At 72.5% G+C, this 19,192-nt stretch carries 14 protein-coding genes and 1 pseudogene; 8 read left to right on the top strand and 7 right to left on the bottom strand.

The window, feature by feature from the left end; all coding sequences use genetic code 11:
- The first annotated feature begins 9 nt into the window (after positions 1-9).
- Positions 10-186, top strand: a complete 177-nt coding sequence (locus ACZ67Q_RS05255) for a hypothetical protein (RefSeq protein WP_471176615.1) — start codon at positions 10-12, stop codon at positions 184-186.
- A gap of 172 nt (positions 187-358) precedes the next feature.
- On the top strand, positions 359-772 hold the full coding sequence (locus tag ACZ67Q_RS05260; protein WP_469927835.1) for a hypothetical protein: 414 nt from the start codon (positions 359-361) through the stop codon (positions 770-772).
- Between the two features lie 27 nt (positions 773-799).
- Here the strand turns inward: ACZ67Q_RS05260 and ACZ67Q_RS05265 are convergent, their stop codons facing one another.
- Positions 800-1,132, bottom strand: a complete 333-nt coding sequence (locus ACZ67Q_RS05265) for a hypothetical protein (protein WP_471176617.1) — start codon at positions 1,130-1,132, stop codon at positions 800-802.
- 320 nt (positions 1,133-1,452) lie between these two features.
- Here ACZ67Q_RS05265 and ACZ67Q_RS05270 point away from each other — a divergent pair, with 320 nt between their 5' ends.
- Positions 1,453-4,032 (top strand): helix-turn-helix transcriptional regulator, encoded by a 2,580-nt coding sequence (locus tag ACZ67Q_RS05270; RefSeq protein ID WP_471176620.1) that lies wholly within the window; start codon positions 1,453-1,455, stop codon positions 4,030-4,032.
- Between the two features lie 42 nt (positions 4,033-4,074).
- Here the strand turns inward: ACZ67Q_RS05270 and ACZ67Q_RS05275 are convergent, their stop codons facing one another.
- Positions 4,075-5,553 (bottom strand): glutamate-cysteine ligase family protein, encoded by a 1,479-nt coding sequence (locus ACZ67Q_RS05275; RefSeq protein ID WP_471176622.1) that lies wholly within the window; start codon positions 5,551-5,553, stop codon positions 4,075-4,077.
- Between the two features lie 177 nt (positions 5,554-5,730).
- Positions 5,731-6,738, bottom strand: a complete 1,008-nt coding sequence (locus tag ACZ67Q_RS05280) for a bile acid:sodium symporter family protein (protein ID WP_471176625.1) — start codon at positions 6,736-6,738, stop codon at positions 5,731-5,733.
- A gap of 225 nt (positions 6,739-6,963) precedes the next feature.
- Between ACZ67Q_RS05280 and ACZ67Q_RS05285 the strand changes: the two genes are divergently transcribed.
- Positions 6,964-7,560, top strand: coding sequence for a hypothetical protein (locus ACZ67Q_RS05285; protein WP_471176627.1), 597 nt, complete (start codon positions 6,964-6,966; stop codon positions 7,558-7,560).
- Positions 7,561-7,695: 135 nt separating this feature from the next.
- Here the strand turns inward: ACZ67Q_RS05285 and ACZ67Q_RS05290 are convergent, their stop codons facing one another.
- The 3 genes and pseudogenes from ACZ67Q_RS05290 to ACZ67Q_RS05300 form a co-directional block, all read right to left on the bottom strand.
- Positions 7,696-8,067 carry a hypothetical protein gene (locus ACZ67Q_RS05290; protein ID WP_471176629.1) on the bottom strand — a complete coding sequence of 124 codons (372 nt, stop codon included), beginning with the start codon at positions 8,065-8,067 and terminating at the stop codon, positions 7,696-7,698.
- Positions 8,067-9,803 (bottom strand): aa3-type cytochrome oxidase subunit I, encoded by a 1,737-nt coding sequence (ctaD, locus tag ACZ67Q_RS05295; protein WP_471176632.1) that lies wholly within the window; start codon positions 9,801-9,803, stop codon positions 8,067-8,069. The genes ACZ67Q_RS05290 and ctaD overlap by 1 nt, the downstream gene beginning before the upstream one ends.
- Positions 9,804-10,088: 285 nt before the next feature.
- Positions 10,089-10,390: pseudogene (locus ACZ67Q_RS05300) on the bottom strand (helix-turn-helix domain-containing protein); the annotation flags it as partial.
- A gap of 129 nt (positions 10,391-10,519) precedes the next feature.
- Here ACZ67Q_RS05300 and ACZ67Q_RS05305 point away from each other — a divergent pair.
- A complete protein-coding gene (locus tag ACZ67Q_RS05305) occupies positions 10,520-11,041 on the top strand; it encodes a hypothetical protein (protein ID WP_471177707.1) in 522 nt (173 codons plus the stop codon).
- 10 nt (positions 11,042-11,051) lie between these two features.
- Here ACZ67Q_RS05305 and ACZ67Q_RS05310 read toward each other — a convergent pair whose 3' ends face one another.
- Positions 11,052-13,118, bottom strand: a complete 2,067-nt coding sequence (locus ACZ67Q_RS05310; RefSeq protein WP_471176634.1) for a SpoIIE family protein phosphatase — start codon at positions 13,116-13,118, stop codon at positions 11,052-11,054.
- 278 nt (positions 13,119-13,396) lie between these two features.
- Between ACZ67Q_RS05310 and ACZ67Q_RS05315 the strand changes: the two genes are divergently transcribed.
- The 3 genes from ACZ67Q_RS05315 (at position 13,397) to ACZ67Q_RS05325 (ending at position 19,016) form a co-directional block, all read left to right on the top strand.
- On the top strand, positions 13,397-16,156 hold the full coding sequence (locus ACZ67Q_RS05315) for a SpoIIE family protein phosphatase (protein ID WP_471176637.1): 2,760 nt from the start codon (positions 13,397-13,399) through the stop codon (positions 16,154-16,156).
- Between the two features lie 579 nt (positions 16,157-16,735).
- A complete protein-coding gene (locus tag ACZ67Q_RS05320; protein ID WP_471176638.1) occupies positions 16,736-17,176 on the top strand; it encodes a DUF7144 family membrane protein in 441 nt (146 codons plus the stop codon).
- A 13-nt stretch (positions 17,177-17,189) separates the two neighbouring features.
- On the top strand, positions 17,190-19,016 hold the full coding sequence (locus tag ACZ67Q_RS05325; protein WP_471176640.1) for a glycoside hydrolase family 15 protein: 1,827 nt from the start codon (positions 17,190-17,192) through the stop codon (positions 19,014-19,016).
- The last annotated feature ends 176 nt before the right edge of the window (positions 19,017-19,192 follow it).

Here is a 19,192-nt window from a genome sequence, read left to right on the forward strand (position 1 = left end):
AAGGGCATCGTGCTGGCTGTCGTCTCGGCGGTTCTGTTCTTCATCGCTTTTTTGATCAACGCGGCTGACATCTCCACCAACGACACGTTCACCTCGACCAACATCATGCTGCTCGGCCTCACGGCGCTGGCCCTGCACCTCGCGGGTGTGGGCGGCGGCTGGTCGGTGCGCGGCCGCAGGCGCTGACGTGCCTCGTGCGGCCCGTGTAGCAGCTGGAGCGCCACAACTCCCCGCTCATCACTCCAACGAGTGAATTACAGGATGAATGTCCGGACGTCTCCCGCTTCGTCGGGTGTGCTGAGCCGCGCAGGGTCCGAACCGGACGCGGCCGGCCGACGAGGCAGGGGGAGTGGGGCGTATGCGTCTCATCGTGTGGTGTGCCTGGGTGCTGACGGCCGTTCTGGGCGGCTATCTCGCCACGGTGTGGATCCGCCACGGCGGTCTGCGCCAGCGCACGCCCGGCGTGACCCGGCTGCCGCTGTGGCTGGTGCTCGGACACGTCGCGCTCGCGGTGGCCGGACTCGCCGCCTGGACCGCCTATCTGCTGGGCGGAGTACGCGGTTCGGCGTGGGCGGCCTGCGCGGTCGTCCTCATCGTCGCGGCCTTCGGGTTCATGATGCTGTTGCGCTGGCTGCCCAGCTCCGGCCGGCACTCGAACGCCGGCGGTGCCACCGCCGAGCGGCACTTCCCGCTGACCGCCGTCGTCGCCCACGGCACGAGCGCGGGCGCCACCGTGCTCCTCGTGGTCCTCGTCGTGCTGCGCATGGCCTAGGAGACCGGACGCCCCGCGCGTCCCGGCTCACGCGCCGGGCGCGCGCCGTGAGGGGGCGCCCGCGCGGGTGCGGGAGCGGGTGAACCAGCCGTGGACGGCGTCCCACGCGTGTGCCCGGGCGGCCTCCCAGTCCGGCTCCCAGCCTGGCCGCACCCCGCGCGCCCCCCAACCGTCGGGCCGGCGGCGCGGCACGTCGAGCCCGGCCGCGTGGGCGGCGAGCGCCGCGTCACACACCTCGCGGGCGATCCGCACGGCTTCCCGGCCGCTGTCGGCCTGGCCGGTGAAGACATAGCTGCCCCGCCGCTCGGGCTGGGCCGGGTGCGTGATCGGGACGTCGACCTGGAAGAACGGCTTGGCCACCACGTCCACCTTCCTGTGTCGGTCGGTCGGTGTGACGAACGTATGGGCGATCCGCCGTGCCTGCCATCCGGGGAGGGGGCCCTACGTATACGCAATTAACCCGCTGTGTGCGCCACGGCTCCGGTCGATCCCGACCGGAGTCTTTTGTTCCGCCCCGCCTCGGACGCACAATCGTCGTTCGAACGCTGGCAGATCCGGGGGCCGACGGCTGGAGCAATGTGGTGGCGCTTGGTGACGCTCCGTGGATACACAGGCTGCGGCGGACGCTGGACGGCGAAGCCGGCCGGCCGGTGCTCGTGCTCGTGGAGGGCCCCGCCGGCTTGGGCAAGAGCCGTCTCGTCCGCTGCCTGACCACGGCCCCCTGGGCTGCCCGCACGCCCCGAGAGGTGTGGGCCTGCGGAACGGGCGAGCCGCCCCCGCCCCCCGCCGGGGACGGGCCGCTGCTGCTCGTCGCCGAGGACCTGCACCGGGCGCGGGACCGGGACACGGCATGGCTGCGCGAGGTGCTGGAGGGAGCGCGCCCGGGACTGGCGGCCGTGGTCACCTACCGGCCGGAGGAACTGCCCGAGCCGGGACTGCCGCTGGGCACGCCACCGCCGCACTACCCGCCCCACCTGTCCGTGCGCAGGCACCGCCTGCGGCCGTGGACCGCCGACGACGTGCGCCGGTTCGCCACCGAGGCCCTGGGCAGGCGCTGCACACCGGAGGCGGTCGCGCGGCTGCATGAGCGTTCCGCGGGCGTGCCGCAGGTCGTGGCCGACCTGGTGGAGGCGCTGCGGGACTGCCCCGACGCGCAGTGGTACACCCCGGCCGACGTGGACGCGGCCGGGGTCCCGGTCCGGCTGGCCGATCTCGTGCTGGGCCGTGCCGCCGCGCTCGCGGAGCACCACCGGCCCGTCGTGTGGGCCGCGGCCGTCCTCGAGCGTCCCGCCACCGACACCGAGCTGATCGCCGTGGCGGCCCTCGGAGCGGGGGAGGGCCGTACGGCCCTGGGCGCCGCGCTGGCGTCCGGGTTGCTCGTGGAGGCCGCCGACGGCCGCTACCGGCTGATCTGCCCGCTCGCCGCCCAGGCCCTGCACCAGGTGCTGCCCGGCCCCCTCCGCGCGCACCTGCACGGACGGGCCGCGGACGCGCTGGGCGCCCGGCAGCCGGCGTCCTGGCCGGAACTGGCCCGCCACCGCCGCGCCGCCGGCCGCGTGCGCAGCTGGCTGCGGGCGGTCGAACGGGCCGCGGACGAGGCCCACGCCCTCGGGGAGAGCGCCCGCTACCAGGAGGCCATCGGGCTGCTGGAGCAGGCGATGGCCTCCCCGCTCGTCTCCCCGCAGGCCCGGGCCCGTCTGGCGCCCGTGCTGGCCCGCAGTGCCGTCGACGGGCTGCGCTCCGACCAGACCGTCGAGGCCCTGCAACGGGTGGTGCGGGACGACACCCTGCCGGCCGCGGTGCGCGGCGAGATCCGCCTGGACCTCGGGCTGCTCATGGTCAACCAGGTCGGCGGCGAGGACGGCCGCGCCGTGCTGGAACAGGCCGCGGCGGAACTGCGCGAGGAACGGCCGGCCCTCGCCGCGCGGGCCATGTGCGCCCTCGCCTCACCACGCTGGCCCGGCACCGGCGCCGACGTGCACGAGAAATGGCTGCGGGCCGCAGGCCAGGCCGCCGCCGACAGCGGCGACGAGGCCGCCCGTGCGGCCGTCGCCACGGCCCGGGTCACCCTCGCCACCATGCGGGGCGACCCACGCGGCTGGGCCCTGCTGGAGGACCTGCCCACCACGAGCACGGACGCCCAGGCGCGCCGGCACGCCGCGCGCGGGCTGTGCAACGCCGCCGACGCGGCCGTGTGGCTCGGCCAGTACGAACGGGCCGAGAAACTCCTCGCCGAAGGCGTCGAACTCTCCGTGACCAGCGGCTCGCCGTTCACCGAGCACACGGCGCTCGGGGCCCGCCTGACGCTCGACTGGATGCGGGGACGCTGGCAGGGGCTCGCGGAGCGGTGCGAGACGTTCGTGGCCGCCACCTTCGACATGCCGCTCATCTCCAGCGACGGGCGGCTGGTCCTCGGCCTGCTGGCGCTGGCCCAGGGCGAGTGGGGCCGGGCGGTGTCCTGGCTGTCGGGCGAGCGCGGCACGGCGCCGGAGTACGTCTCGCCGAGCCAGGCCGCCACCATGTCCGGGGCGCTGATCCGCCGCGAACTGGCTCGTGACGAGGTGGCGAACGCGGCCGCCGAGGCCCGCACGGCCTGGGAGAAGGTCGCCCGCAAGGGCATCTGGGCCTGGGCCGCCGAACTGGCCCCCTGGGCGGTCGAGGCGACGGCCCGCGCGGGCCGCCTGCCGGAGGCCCGGTCGATGGTCGACGCCTTCGCCGCGGGACTCGACGGCGTCGACGCGCCCGGCGCCCGCGCCGCCCTGACCTGGACCCGGGCCGCGCTCGCCGAGACCACCGGCGAGGCGTCCGAGGCGACAGCGCTGTACCGCGAGGCGTGTGCGGCCTACGCCGCGCTCGGCCGCCCGTACGCGCGGGCGCTGACCGCCGAAGGCGCCGGACGCTGCGCGCTGACCGCCCGTGACGGCGGCGGCCCCGACTCCACCGCGGCCGAACTCGCCTCCTGCGTCGAGCAGTTCACGCGCCTCGGGGCCACCTGGGACGCCGCCCGCACCCGCGCGCTGCTGCGCGTCCACGGCCCCGCGCCCGAACGGCGCCCGAACGGCCGTCCCGCCTACGGCGACCAGCTCTCCCCGAGGGAGCGCGAAGTGGCCCAGCTCGCCGGCTCCGGACTGACCAACCGGGAGATCGCCGCCACCCTGCACCTGTCGCCGCGCACGGTGGAACAGCACGTGGCCCGAGCCATGCGCAAACTGAACCTGGTCTCGCGGCAGCAACTGGCCGAACCGGGCGACGGCATCTGAAGGCGCGCCACACGGACCGCGACCGCCCGGCCCGCGACGGGGTCAGTCAACCGGCCAGGTGTGCACGGGCGCATTGAGATGCATGTAGTCGATGTACTGCTGTGTCATGCGCCGCAGGGTCTCGTGGCGGCCCATGTGGGCCAGGGAGTCGAGGTGGTGGAACATCTGCGTCTGCCACACCGCACCGTTGCGCCCGGACACACACCGCTGCTCGATGATGCCGAGCAGCGGCTCCCGCCACGCGTCGTCCATGCCGGAGCGCTCCAGACCGCGGTGCGCCATCGGCAGCAGCCGCCGCAGCACCAGTTCCGCCACGGGCACCTCGCCCATGCCCGGCCAGTACAGGCGCGCCTCGATGCCGTCCCGGGCGGCGGTGTGCAGGTTGTCCTCGGCGGCGGAGAAGGACATGCGCGACCACACCGGGCGTTCCTCCTCGACGAGGGCGCGGGTCAGGCCGTAGTAGAAGGCGCCGTTGGCCAGGGTGTCGGCGACGGTCGGGCCGGCCGGCAGCACCCGGTTCTCCACCCGCAGATGCGGCTTGTCGTGGGCGATGGCGTAGACGGGCCGGTTCCAGCGGTAGATCGTGCCGTTGTGCAGGGTGAGCTCGGCCAGGTGGGGGATGTCTCCGCGTTCGAGCGTCTCGGCCGGGTCCTGCTCGTCGCACAGGGGCAGCAGCGCGGGGAAGTAGCGCAGGTTCTCCTCGAACAGGTCGAAGACGCTGGTGATCCAGCGTTCCCCGAACCACACACGGGGCCGCACCCCCTGCACCTTGATCTCCTGCGGTCGGGTGTCCGTCGCCTGCTCGAAGAGCGGGATGCGCGTCTCGTGCCACAGTTCCCGGGCGAACAGGAACGGCGCGTTCGCCGCCAGCGCGACCTGGACGCCGGCGATGGCCTGCGCGGCGTTCCAGTAGTCGGGGAACTCCTGCGGCGAGACCTGGAGGTGGAACTGTGTACTGGTGCAGGCGGCCTCGGGCGTGATCGTGTCCGCGTAGGTGCGCAGCCGGTCGACGCCGCCGATCTCGATGTGCAGGTCCTCGCCGCGGGCGGCGAAGATCTGGTCGTTGAGCAGGCGGTAGCGCGGATTCTCCGACAGCGCGGCAACGCCGACGTCCTGCTGCCGCAGCGTGGGCAGAATGCCGATCATGATCAGGTGGGCGCCGACCGACCCGGCACGCTCCTCGGCGTGGTTGAGCGCGGCACGGATCTCTCCCTCCCAGGCGTCGGGGCCGCCCTCGGTGAGCCTGCGGGGCGGAATGTTGATCTCCAGGTTGAACCGGCCCAGCTCCGTCGACCAGGCCGGATCCGCGATCGCCGCCAGCACGTCGCTGTTGCGCATCGCGGGCTCGCCCCGCTCGTCCACCAGGTTCAGCTCGATCTCCAGACCGACCTGGGGGCGTTCGACGTCGAACCGCGCCTCACGCAGCATCTGCGCGAGGACGTCGAGGCACTGCTGCATCTTGCTCCGGTACCGGCGTCGGTCCTCACGGGTGAAGACCAGCGCCGGGACGTCCCGTCCCATGGGCCCTCCCGGTCGCGCCCTACTGCGCTGCCTCTCACCCCAGAATGGCACCGCGGGCCGAGGGCGACCAAACGGGACGGCGGCGTGCGCACCGGAGCCGGGTACCCCACTGGCTGTACCACCACCGCCCGGCACGGCCCGCCGGTGGAGTACGGCCGGCGCGCGCCGGGGTACGCGTCACGCGTCGGCCGCGCCCCGTCGCACCGGCGCGCGCCGCGCCATCCAGGCGGCCACGAGCGCGCCGGAGACGTTGTGCCACACGGAGAACACGGCGGCCGGCAGCGCGGCGAGCGGTGTGAAGTGCGCGGTGGCCAGTGAGGCGGCGAGGCCGGAGTTCTGCATGCCGACCTCGAAGGCCATCGCGCGCGAGGCCGCCCGGCCCAGCCGGGCGAGGCGGCCGCACCCGTAGCCGAGAGCCAGCCCGCAGCCGTTGTGCAGCACGACCGCCACCAGCACCGTGAGCGCGGCGGACTTCAGCGCGTCGGCGCTGCCCGCTACCACCACGGCGACGATCACCGCGATGGCCAGGGAGGACAGCCACGGCATGGCTCCCAGGACGCGCTCGATCCACCGCCCGGCGACCAGCCGCACCACGAGCCCGGCGACGACGGGCAGCAGTACGGTCTTGAGGATGTCGGTCACCATCGACCCCGCGTCCACGGGCAGGTACTGACCCGCGAGCAGCAGCGTCAGCGGTGGTGTGAGGAGTGGCGCGAGCACGGTCGAGACGGTGGCGACGGACACCGACAGCGCGACGTCTCCCCGGGCGAGGTAGGTGACGACGTTGGAGGCGGTGCCGCTGGGCGCGCAGCCGACGAGGATCACCCCGGCCGCGAGCGCGGGCGACAGGTGCAGCAGATGGGCGATGAGCCAGCCCAGCCCCGGCATGATCACGTAGTGGGCCACGAGGCCGAGGAGCACCACCCACGGCCGGCGGGCCACGCCCGTGAAGTCCTCCAGGGACATGGTGAGCCCCATGCAGAACATGACCACGCCGAGCAGATACGGCACCCAGGGGCCGTAGCCGGTGAACGTGCCGGGGGAGGCCAGAGCGACGGCGCCCGCCGCGAGGACGAGGACGGGGAAGACGGTGACGGCCCGCCGGGCGGCGCGGTCCGCGGGGCCGGGGCCGGTCGTCTGCGGGGCGGGACCGGTGGTCGTGGTCGGAGTGTCAGGGCTCTGCATGGGAAACATGTAAAGGCCATGCATCCCGCTTCGGCAACGTCGTCTCGCGATCCGGGCCCACCGACTCCACAGTTCGCGGCACACCGGAGGCCGGCGGCTTGTCCCGAACGGCCGGCGTGGGAGGGACGAGAATGCAACCGGCGCAAAATACAGGGGAGTTCCCGAGTGACGGGGACCTCGTGACCTGTCCGCTGGTCACGGTGACCGAGAGGGGACGGCAGGACGATGGGTGACTTCTTCGAGCGGATCGTGGACGTCGAGGTGAGCGGCGAGGAGGCCGGCCCGCTCGCGCGGCGGACGGTCGACTGGCTGGTGACCGAGGGGCTGATCACCCGCGAGACGTCCGGCGACGGGGTGTACAGCCTGCATGCGGACGAGGGCCATGTGCCGGGCCCGCACTGGACGCGGGCCGTGGCCGACGCGTCGGACACGACCTGGCTGCCGGGCCCCGTGGCCGTCGTCGTCGGGCGCCACCACCACGTCGGGGGCCAGGGACAGGACGAGGCGGCGTACGTCGTCTGCCCACGCTGCCGGACCCGGACGGTCGTCATCGACTATCCGCAGGCATGGGAGGCGGACGAAACGATCTGGCGGCCCTTCAAGGAGGGCATCGCCGCCTGGGAGGAGACAGGAGAGGGCACCGCGCCCTGCTCCGCGTGCGGCGCCGGTGTCCCGGTCACCGAGTGGCAGTGGGAGGACGGCTTCGCGCTGGGCGCCCTGGCCTTCGAGTTCTGGGGCTGGCCCCCGCTCGCCACCGACTTCGTCGAGCGGTTCGGCCGGCGGCTGGGTCACCGCATCGCCCACCACATGGGCAAGTTCTGACCCGTCCCGCGACCACCCCGCCTGTCCCGCGCCCTTTAGTCGTACTCGAGTTGGTCGTACTCGAGCACCCCGCCGTACCCGCGTACGACGACGGGGCGCGGCCCGGCCGGCCGCGCCCCGTCATCCGGTGGTCCCTCAGCGCACCGCCGCGGACACCACGGCCCCCACCCCGGTGGCGAAGGCCAGGACGGCCGACCCCAGGAGGGCGTGCCAGGTCAGCAGGCGCTGCCGCAGCTGGTCGTAGCGGGCCTCGTACTCGCGCCGCAGCTCGCCGGCCCGCCGCAGCGTCAGGCGCAGCCTCTCCCGGGTGAGTTCGATGTGCTGTTCGGCATAGAGCCGGGCGACCTCCTCGGCCTGCGCGGTGGTCAGCCACGGCAGGCCGGCGCAGAAGGCCTCGGCCGCTCGACGCGCCTGCTCCCGGTCGGCCTCGGCGAGGAGAAAGCCCTCGATCTCGTCGGCGAGCGACGCCCCCTGCTGCCGGGCGAGGGAGCGCGCCGGATCCGTCATCACCGCTCGCCTTCGTGTCCGGCGGCGTCGATTGCGTCACGCCGGCCCGTGAGCTCCTTCTGGTCCAGTTCGGAGATCTCCGGGTGGTGCAGGTCGAACGCCGGGGACTCGCTGCGGATCCGCGGCAGAGTGAGGAAGTTGTGCCGCGGCGGCGGGCAGGAGGTCGCCCACTCCAGAGAACGGCCGTAACCCCACGGGTCGTCGACACCGACGTGCTTGCCGTGCTTCGACGTCTTCCACACGTTGTACAGGAACGGCAGCATGGACAGGCCGAGCACGAAGGACGCGATCGTCGAGATCGTGTTCAGGGCCGTGAAGCCGTCCACCGCCAGGTAGTCGGCGTAACGACGCGGCATGCCCTCCGCGCCCAGCCAGTGCTGTACGAGGAACGTGCCGTGGAAACCGACGAACAGCAGCCAGAAGGTCATCTTGCCCAGGCGCTCGTCGAGCATCTTGCCGGTGAACTTCGGCCACCAGAAGTGAAATCCCGCGAACATGGCGAACACGACGGTGCCGAACACCACGTAGTGGAAGTGCGCCACCACGAAGTACGAGTCCGAGACCTCGAAGTCCAGCGGCGGTGAGGCAAGGATGACGCCGGTCAGGCCGCCGAACAGGAAGGTGACGAGGAAGCCGGTCGCCCACAGCATCGGTGTCTCGAAGGACAGCGCGCCCTTCCACATCGTGCCGATCCAGTTGAAGAACTTCACACCGGTCGGGACCGCGATCAGGAAGGTCATGAAGGAGAAGAACGGCAGCAGCACGCCCTGGGTGACGTACATGTGGTGCGCCCACACGGTCGCGGACAGGCCGGCGATCGCGATGGTGGCGGCCACCAGGCCCATGTAACCGAAGATCGGTTTGCGGGAGAAGACCGGGATGACCTCGGTGACGATGCCGAAGAACGGCAGGGCGATGATGTACACCTCTGGGTGCCCGAAGAACCAGAAGAGGTGTTGCCACAACAGTGCGCCGCCGTTGGACGGGTCGTAGACGTGGGCGCCGAACTTGCGGTCCGCCTCCAGGGCGAACAGCGCGGCCGCGAGGACCGGGAAGGCCAGCAGGACCAGGACACCGGTCAGCAGCACGTTCCAGGTGAAGATCGGCATGCGGAACATCGTCATGCCCGGAGCGCGCATGCAGATGATCGTGGTGATGAAGTTGACCGAGCCGAGGATGGTGCCGAAGCCGGAGAACGCCAGGCCCATGATCCACATGTCGGAGCCGATGCCCGGCGAGCGGATCACGTCCGACAGTGGCGTGTAGGCGAACCAGCCGAAGTCCGCCGCACCCTGCGGGGTGAGGAAACCGCCCACCGCGATCAGCGAGCCGAACAGGTACAGCCAGTACGCGAACATGTTGAGCCGGGGGAAGGCGACATCCGGCGCACCGATCTGCAGCGGCATGATCCAGTTGGTGAACCCGGCGAACAGCGGCGTCGCGAACATCAGCAGCATCACGGTGCCGTGCATCGTGAACGCCTGGTTGAACTGCTCGTTCGACACGATCTGCAGACCCGGGCGGGCCAGCTCGGCGCGCATGAGCAGCGCCATGACGCCGCCGATCAGGAAGAAGCCGAACGACGTCGACAGGTAGAGAGTGCCGATCGTCTTGTGGTCCGTGGTCGTCAGCCACTTCACCACGACATTGCCGGGACGCTTGCGCCGAAGCGGCAGCTCGTCCTGGTAATAGCCCTCTTCGGCTGGGGAACCTTGGGGTTCGTTGAGGATGCTCACAAGCTGTGTCTCTCTCGAAAGACCGGCTTCGCCACGTCAGTCAGGCCATCCTTGCCGGACGCAGACCGGGGCGTCGCCCGGAAGCAGCGACACGCGGCTGTTCACGTGACGATCGCACACGAACGGAGCAGTGGACGCGGGGCGGATGCGGGGGAGCGGGGCACCGGCGACGCGGGCGGTGGGCTGGGCCGCGTGGGTGACAGCCGGCGCGGCCCAGGAGGGGGCGGCAGCGAGATCCGGCGTGGCGGCCTGACGCGGTGCCGCGTCACAGTTCGCGTGCCGGCCAGCGCCGATGACGGCGGTCTGCCGCTTGCAGCGGTGCGCCGGGTCGGCGGGATCGGCGCCGCTGAGGTGGATGCGTTCCAGACGGTACGTCATGGCGCGCACTCCGAAGGAGAGCTGCCGGGCGGCCTCGGCGGCGGCGCAGCCCGAGTCGAAGCAGACCGTCGGACGTCCGCAGCAACGGCTCGGGCCCGGCGCGCGCCGCGGAAAGCGAACCGAGCGCGCTCAAGGACCAGGTCGGCCATGGCCGGCCGGTCACGGGTCGGCACGGGATGGACCAGCAGGTCGGTGGCGTACGGCACCGGTCGTCCAGATCGAGGCGCCGGCCGAGCGGGTGGCGGCGGTGGAGACGGCCCTCAACCGCGCGGGCCAGCCCCGCGACCCGGACTTTTGAACATGTTCAATTCCCGGCGTATGCTGCCGCCATGAGTGATGTGAGCGGCAGAGCCGCCCTGTTGAGGGACGTGCGCGCCTGGCTGGTCCTCTTCGTCGTCTGCCTGGTGCTCAGCGGCGCCACGGCCTTCCCGCTGGTGCACGAACTGCGCTGGACCGAATCGGCGCTGCGGGCGCTGTCCGTGCCGGAGCATCTGCCGGGCCTGATGCGGTGGATCGAGCGGGTGCGCGACGGCCTGGACGCCACCGACGCCCGCTACCCCTTCCTCCTCTACGGCACCGACTGGCTGGCCTTCGCCCACCTGGTCATCGCTGTGGCCTTCTACGGCCCCTACCGCGACCCCGTCCGCAACATCTGGGTCGTCGAGTTCGGGATGATCGCCTGCGCCGGCATCATCCCGCTGGCCCTGATCTGCGGCCCGCTGCGCGGAATTCCCTTCTGGTGGTCGGTCATCGACATGTCGTTCGGCGTGTTCGGAGTGATCCCGCTGTACGTCGTGCGCCGCAAGATCAAGCGGTTGGCGGCGATGACTCCGAACGCACAGGTGGTCACGGTCACCTGACCGCCTGCTCCTACAGCGCTCGCGCCACCAAGAGGGCCACGTCGTCGTGGTCGTCGGGGTGGCGCAGTCCGTAGAGGAGGAGGTCGCAGGTGTCCTCCAGGGGACGTTCGGGTTCGTCGAGGAAGCCGAGGAGGGCGTTGAGGCGGTCGTCGATCGGGTGCTGGCGGGTTTCGACGAGACCGTCGGTGTAGAGCACCAGCAGGTCGCCGGGGTGCAGCTCGGCCGTGGTGGTCTCGAACCGGATGCCGCCTATGCCGAGCGGGGCACCGGAGGGCACTTCGAGCAGCGTCGGTGGTTCGCCGACGCGGGCCAGCGCGGGCGGCATGTGACCGGCGTTGGCGATGCAGCACTGTCTGGTGTGCGGGTCGTACACGATGAAGACGCAGGTCACGATGTAGTGCTCGAGATCGCAGGTGATCTTGTCCAGATGGCGGAGCACTTCGCCCGGGTGCAGGTCCAGATCTGCGTACGCGACGGTCGCCGTCCGCAGCCGTCCCATCGTGGCGGCGGCGTCGATGCCGTTGCCCATGACGTCACCGACGACCAGGGCGGTCTTGTCGCCGGACAGCTTGATGACGTCGTACCAGTCGCCGCCCACCTCGCTGGTCGCCTGTGCCGGCTGGTAGCGGGAGGCGAGCTCCAGACCCGTGTGGTGCGGCGGATGGTCGGGCAGCAGGCTGCGCTGCAAGGTCAGGGAAGTGTTGCGCACGCTCTGGAACCAGCGCGCGTTGTCGATGGCGATCGCGGCCCGCCCGGCCAGCTCGCCGGCCAGGATGACGTCGTCCTCGTCGAAGGGGACCGGATTGCGGGTGCGCTTGAGATCGAGGGCACCGAGCACCTCGCCGTGGGCGATCAGCGGTACGGCGAGATAGGAGTGGACCCCCGCGCGCGCGAGCAGCGCGGCGGCCTCGGCGTCGCGGGCGATCCGCGGCAGGTCCTCCTCACCGACGTGCCGCACGAGCACCGGCCGGCCCGTGTGGACGCACAGGGTGACCAGGCGGTCCCCCTCGTAGGCGGCGAGCTCACCGGGGGCGTCCGCGGCACGGAGCGCCACGGAGGGCTGGGCCGCCTTCAGAGCGAGGGCCCGGAACAGCTCCGGACCGTTGTCCGGCTCGCGCATCCGGCGGCAGGCCAGAGCGGAGTCCAGCACGTCGACCGCGACCACGTCGGCCAGCGCCCCGCTGGCTATCTCGGCCAGCTCGGCGGCGGTCTGCTCCACCTCCAGGGTGGTGCCGACACGGGTGGAGGCGTCCGCGATCAGGGCCAGCCGGCGCCGGGCCCGGTCGGCCTCGGCCGCCGCGCGGTGCCGCTCGGTCACGTCGACGACCGAGATGGCCGCGCCGAGCACCCGCCCGCCCGGGTCCTCCAGACGGTAGAAGGACAGGGACCAGGCGCGCTCGTGCTCGGGGTCGGAGCGGGGCCGGCCCACGTGGTACTGGTCGAGCAGCGGTGTACCCGTGGTGAGCACCTGCCGCAGCGCCGACTCGACGGTGTCGACGTCGGCGAAGGGCAGCGTCTCGCGCAGATGACGGCCGATGTGGTCCTCGGCGGGGATGCCGTCGATCCGCTGCAACGCCGGATTGACCAGGAGGTACCGCAGGTCGGGGTCCAGCAGGGCCAGACCGATCGGGGACTGGTTGATCAGCCGCTCGCACAGTGCCAGATCGGTCTCGACCCGTTGCAGCAGGCTGTGATCGGCGGCGAGACCCAGGGCGTAGACATCCCCGAGGTCGTCGAGCAGCCGCATGTTGCGGAACTCCATCAGCCGCGTGCTGCCGTCCTTGTGCCGGACCGGGAACGCGCCCGCCCAGCTGCGGCCCGTCTCCAGGACCTCCGCGAACAGCTTGAGCACCCCGTGCAGATGCTCGGGGTGGATGATCAGCCGGGCCGCGGGCCTGCCCAGCGCCTCGGCCGCGGAGTAGCCGAACAATTCCTCCGCCTGCGGCGTCCAGAACACGATGCGTCCCTCGACGTCGAGCACCAGAGCCGCCACGCTCAGCACATCCAGCAGGCTGGTCTGCCGGTGCGGCTCGGTGCCGTACCGATCACCGTCGGGCGGGAAGGTCTCGGCAGTCATCCCTGCGCCTCCTGTACCGGTCGGCAGCACCCGCCGGCCTTCGCCGTCCTCGCCGTACGGCGGTGAACCCGGCCCCTCCATGCTCCCTCGCCTCCCCGACGAGGGCGACACAGCCCCGTAAGGCCTCCGGCTGCCCTCAACCGGACCGGGCGGGAGCGCCGCCGGGCCATGCACATCCGGCGGACAAGCAGCACCATGGTGCTGTAAGCGGACAAACGGGATCACCGTCCTTCACGCGGACGAGAAGGCCCCCGTGATCCTGCCGAAGGACGCACGACATGGACTCTGCGCGAAACGGCTCCGATCCCCCCGCGGACGCGGGGGCGCGCGCCCTCTTCGACGCGTCCACCGACGCGGCCGCCGTGCTGTCCGGGCACGGCGTGGTGCTCGGCTGGACCCGCGCCGCCGAGCACCTGCTCGGCTACCCGGCGTCCGAGGTCGTCGGCCGGCCCGCCAAGCGGCTGGCCGCCCTGCCCGGCGACCCGGTACGCGTCGCCGCGGTCGCCGAACGCTGCCGGGGCGGCATGGGCTGGAACGGCGCCATCCCGCTCAGGCATCGCGACGGGCACCGCATCCAGACCGACCTCAGGGTGTCCGCGGCCTTCCGTCTCGCCGGCGAGGAGTGCTTCCTGCTCTCGGCGCGCGAGCGCAGGCTGCGGTGGGGAGTGGGGGAGTCGGTCCTCGACGGGTTCCTGACCCGCTCGCCCGTCGGCATGGCGGTGATGGACCGCGGGCTGCGCTACGTATGGCTGAACGACACCCTGGAACGCATCGGCGGCATCCCCCGCGAACAGCGGCTCGGACGCCGGCTCGGAGAGCTGCTGCCCGGCTTGCAGACCGACACCCTCGAAGGGCTGATGCGCAAGGTCATGCAGACCGGGGTCCCGGTCACCGACTACGAGTACGTGGGCTGGAGCTGGTCCGACCCACACCGCCGGCACGCCTACTCCACGTCCTTCTTCCCCCTCGTGGACGCGGACGACATGGTCACCGGCGTGTGCTACATGGTGCTGGACGTCACCGAGCGGTGGAACGCCCGCGAGCTCCTGTCGCTGGTCAACGAGGCCGGTGCGAGCATCGGCAGGACGCTCGACGTGATGCGTACGGCCCAGGAGCTCGCCGACTTCGCCGTGCCGCGCTTCGCCGACTTCGTCGTCGTCGACCTCCTGGAACCCGTCCTCAGTACGGCGGGACACGGCGCCTGGCTGACCGACGCGGGGCCGGCGCCGGCCCGGACGGTGATGCGGCGCGCCGGGATGCGCTCGGTGCGGGAGGGCTGTCCGGAAGCCGTGGCGGGCATCGGCGACCGGGTGGACTTCCCTGCGCCGACCCGGGACATGGACATGCTCTTCACCGGTGAGCCGAACTTCGTCCCCGTGCTGGACCCGTCCGACGAGCAGTGGGCGGTCCGGCAGCCCGGCAGGGCCGCGCGCATCCGGGAGTTCGGTCTGCACTCCCTCATCTCCGTGCCGATGCGGGCCCGCAACACCGCCCTGGGCCTCACCACCTTCGTCCGCTCCCTCAACCCGGTGTCGTTCCAGCCCGACGACGTCCTGGTGGCGCAGGAGCTCGTGGCGAGGGCGGCGCTGTGCGTCGACAACGCCCGCCGCTACACCCGGGAGCACACGGCGGCCGTCACCCTCCAGCGCAGTCTGCTGCCGCACGCCCTGAGCGGGGGCACCGCGCTGGACGTGGCTTCGTACTATCTGCCCGCCGACCCGACGGGCGGGGTCGGCGGCGACTGGTTCGACGTGATCCGGCTGTCCGGCGCCCGCGTCGGCCTGGTGGTCGGCGACGTGGTCGGCCACGGCATCACCGCGGCCGCGGCGATGGGCCGGTTGCGCACCGCCGTACAGACGCTCGCCGACATGGAGATGCCGCCCGACGAACTGCTCGCCCACCTCGACGACCTGGTGCTCCGGCTGAGCGAGGAGGAGACCGCGGGCCTGCGCGACGGGACGACCGCCGGCCTGAGCGACCGGGCGACTGCCGGCCTGGGCGACGAGACGTCTCCCGCTCGGGGTGGCGGGGCGAACCCCGGCCCCGGCGCGGCGCGGGCCTGGACGGCCATCGACCGCGACGAGCCCGCCGGCCGGCCCGCGACCACCGACCGCGACAACGTCACCCGCCGCCCCGCCGCCGCCGACCGTGACCCACTCACCGAGCGCGACAGGGCCACCCACCGCACCGAGGCCGCCGACCGTGACCGGCTCACCGACCGTGTCCGGCCCGCGGAGCGCGCCGAGCCCGCCGACCACGGCGCCACCGCCTTCCTCGGCGCGTCCTGCCTGTACGCGGTGTACGACCCTGTCACCCGGCGCTGCACGATGGCCCGCGCCGGTCATCCGCCGCCCGTCGTCGTGGCACCGGACGGCGAGGTGCACTTCCCCGCGCCGCCCGCCGGTCCGCCGCTGGGCCTCGGCGGGATCGGCTTCGAGACCGGCGAGATCGAACTGGCCCCCGGCAGCCTCCTCGGTCTGTACACCGACGGTCTGATCGTGGGCGCCGACCGGGACATGGAACGCGGCATGTCCCGGCTCGGCGAGGCCCTCGCCCGGCCCGGCGCCGACCTCGGCACCCTGTGCCGGAGCGCCGTCCAGCGCCTCGTGTGCACCCCTCAGTCCGACGACGTCGCCCTGCTCCTCTCCCGCACCCACGCGCTGGGTCCCGACCAGGTCGTCTCCTGGGACGTGCCCGTCGATCCGGCCGCCGTCGGCGACGTGCGAGGCCGCGCCACCCGGCAGGTGGAGGCATGGGGTTTCGAGGGGCTGGCCATGGCGACCGAACTGATCGTCAGCGAACTCGTCACCAACGCGATCCGCTACGCCGCACCGCCCATCCGGCTGCGCCTCGTCCGCGACACCCGCCTGACCTGCGAGGTCGCCGACGGCAGCAGTACCGCTCCCCGGTTGCGACACGCCCGCAGCACGGACGAGGGCGGCCGTGGCCTGTTCCTGGTGGCCCAGCTCGCCCACCGCTGGGGAGTCCGCTACACACCCGAGGGGAAGATCATCTGGGCCGAGCAGGAGATCCCCTGAGACCGGCCGGGCCGATGTCTCCGCGCCGTTCGCGCCGACCGGTCAGTGGACGGGACCGCCGTTCGTAGCCCCGGCAGTGGCGGTGGACCAGCCGTCCCACGCCCGTCGCGGCGGACAGGGCGGCCACCGCGATCCCGGCGGCGGCCCATCTGCTGCCCGCGAGCCGCAGGTCGGCGAAGAAGAGGGCGACGGTGACCCCGACGGGGCCCGGGGTCGGGACGCACCTGACGCAGCAGTGAACGCGGCAGCGACCGTACGGAGGACGGGGGCGCCGGCTGCGGCATCGTCGTCTCCGGGGCCGCGTGGCGAGGACCGCAGCACGTTCCACACGGCGACCGCCGTAGGGGGATCGGCGTTCCCGGGGTGCGCCATGGGTGGCATGCAAGGGGTCCGGCACCCGGCCGGCGGTCGCTCACGGCCGGGCGCCGGACCGCGTCACCCGCTCGGCCCACCCCACATGGCCGCACGGCCCCGGCGGCCGGACGCTACTAGCGCCGGCAGATCTCCTGGTCTGCGACGTCACGGCGGTTCCCCGGGCGGCGACGCCGCGGAAGCCGCCGGGCAGGAGAAAGGACCCACATGAGCCAGGCCGCACAGTCGAACCGATCGGACCGCCCCTGGCCGCCGGAGGCGGCCGACAGAAGCGGCGGCTGGGCCGCGGGCGGGGTCGTCTTCGCCGCCGTCATGCTGCTGTGCAGCGGAGTCCTCGCCGTGCTCCAGGGCATCGCGGCGGTTGCCAAGGACGATGTGTACGCCCGCGTCGGCACCTATGTCTACGAGATCAACCTGACCGGCTGGGGCATCATCCACATCGTCATCGGCGCCCTCGTCGCCCTCACCGGAGCGGGCCTGCTCAAGGGCATGGCCTGGGCGCGCTTCGCCGGCATCTTCCTGGCCTCGCTCAGCCTGATCACGCAGTTCCTGTTCCTGCCCTACCAGCCCGTCTGGTCCCTGGTCATGATGGCGATCGACGTCTTCATCGTCTGGGCGCTGGCCAGCCACCGGGAAGCGACGAGCTGACACCCGGGCACGCGTGCGACGCTACCCGCCCATCGCCGACCACGGCCTCGTCGGAGACCTCCAGACCGTCGCGCTGGTCTCCTCCGAGGGCGTGGTCGACTGGCTGTGTGCTCCCCGGTTCGATTCGCCCAGTGTCTTCGGCGCCCTCCTCGACCACGACCGCGGCGGCCACTTCGCGATCACCGTGGACGGCCCGGACGTCACCACCCGCCAGCTGTACTTCCCGGACACCGCGATCCTCGTGACCCGGTTCCTCACCCCGGAGGGCGTCGGCGAGGTCGTCGACCTCATGCCCCTGGACCAGCCGCCGACGCCGAGCTCCCGGCACCGGCTGATCAGGGTGATGCGGGTGCCGCGCGGGCGGGTCCGGTTCCGCCTGACCTGCCGCCCGCGCTTCGACTACGGCCGGGCGCGGCATCGTCTGGAACTCCACCAGGGCGTCGCCCGTTTCGCGGGCCCCGGCACACACGCCCTCCTCCAGCCGCTGGGCGCCGTACGCCTGGAACGGGACGGCGACGACGTGTGCGCCGATGTCGACCTGACGCGGGGGCAGACGGCCGCGGTCGTCCTGACACTGGACGCCACGGGGGCGCCGCCCGAGCCGGCGTTCACCCTCGAGCAGGTGCAGGACACCTTCGACGCCACCCGCGACTTCTGGCACGGCTGGGTCCGGCGCAGCCGCTACCGGGGCCGCTGGCAGGACGCGGTGAACCGCTCGGCGATCACCCTCAAGCTGCTCACCTACGCCCCCACCGGCGCCCCCGTCGCGGCGGCCACCACGGGCCTGCCCGAACAACTCGGCGGCGAACGCAACTGGGACTACCGCTACACCTGGGTGCGCGACGCCTCCCTGTCCGTCCACGCCCTGCTCGACCTGGGTCACGAGGAGGAGGCGCACGCCTTCCGCCAGTGGCTGGGCATGCGCCTGCGCGAGCAGCGGACGGTCACCGGCGAACCCCTGCAGATCATGTACCGGGTGGACGGTGACCCCCACCTCGCCGAGGAGATCCTTCCCCACTGGGAGGGTTACCGCGGCTCGGCGCCCGTCCGCATCGGCAACGGCGCCGCCGGTCAACTCCAGATGGACATCTACGGTGAGGCGGCCTGGGCCCTCACCCGCGTCCACGACGCCCAGTGGTCCGGCTACGGCTACGACGGCTGGCTCGGCCTGTCCGACACCCTCGACTGGCTCACCACCCACTGGGACCGCCCCGACGAGGGCATCTGGGAGACGCGCGGCGGCGGCCATGACTTCACCTACAGCCGGGTGATGTGCTGGGCCGCCTTCGACCGCGGCATCACCCTCGCCACCGCGTTCGCCCGTCCCGCCGACCTGGCCGCGTGGACGGCGGCGCGTGACGCGATCTTCCGGCAGATCATGGACCGCGGCTGGAACGCGGAGCGCGGGGCCTTCGTCCAGCACTACGGCAGCGACATCCTCGACGCCTCCCTCCTGCTGATGCCCGCGGTGCGTTTCATCGCGCCCAGGGACCCGCGCTGGCTGTCCACCCTCGACGCGATGGACACCGAACTCGTCTCCGACGGCCTGGTCCACCGCTACAACCCCGCCGCCTCACCCGACGGCCTGCGGGGCAGCGAGGGCACCTTCTCCCTGTGCAGCTTCCTGTACGTGAACGCCCTGGCCCGCGCCGGCCGCCTGGACCAGGCCCGCTACGCCTTCGACAAGATGCTGACCTACGCCAACCACGTCGGTCTCTTCGCCGAGGAGATCGGCCCCCTGGGCGAACAACTGGGCAACTTCCCGCAGGCGTTCACCCACCTCGCCCTGATCACCGCGGCGACGGCACTGGACGAGGCACTGGACCGGGCCGAGGGCTGACCCTCCTCCGGGCGGGGCCGAAGACGAGGGCCGAGGAGTGAGAACGGGCCCGGCGCGGCCGTTCGCGTGTCGCGACGCCGCGGGGCGGCCGTGCGCGGGCGGCCCGCGTCCCGGTGACCGTGAGGTGAATCAAGGCCGGCCCAGCGACCTCCAATGACGGTGCCAATCGCATCCTA

It is taken from the genome of Streptomyces sp. NPDC036813 (assembly GCF_055609245.1).

Coding starts and splice junctions, on each gene's coding strand:
- ACZ67Q_RS05260 (WP_469927835.1), top strand. CDS start 359: ATGCGTCTCATCGTGTGGTGTGCCTGGGTGCTGACGGCCGTTCTGGGC.
- ACZ67Q_RS05275 (WP_471176622.1), bottom strand. CDS start 5,553: ATGGGACGGGACGTCCCGGCGCTGGTCTTCACCCGTGAGGACCGACGC.
- ACZ67Q_RS05280 (WP_471176625.1), bottom strand. CDS start 6,738: ATGCAGAGCCCTGACACTCCGACCACGACCACCGGTCCCGCCCCGCAG.
- ACZ67Q_RS05285 (WP_471176627.1), top strand. CDS start 6,964: ATGGGTGACTTCTTCGAGCGGATCGTGGACGTCGAGGTGAGCGGCGAG.
- ACZ67Q_RS05290 (WP_471176629.1), bottom strand. CDS start 8,067: ATGACGGATCCGGCGCGCTCCCTCGCCCGGCAGCAGGGGGCGTCGCTC.
- ACZ67Q_RS05310 (WP_471176634.1), bottom strand. CDS start 13,118: ATGACTGCCGAGACCTTCCCGCCCGACGGTGATCGGTACGGCACCGAG.
- ACZ67Q_RS05315 (WP_471176637.1), top strand. CDS start 13,397: ATGGACTCTGCGCGAAACGGCTCCGATCCCCCCGCGGACGCGGGGGCG.
- ACZ67Q_RS05320 (WP_471176638.1), top strand. CDS start 16,736: ATGAGCCAGGCCGCACAGTCGAACCGATCGGACCGCCCCTGGCCGCCG.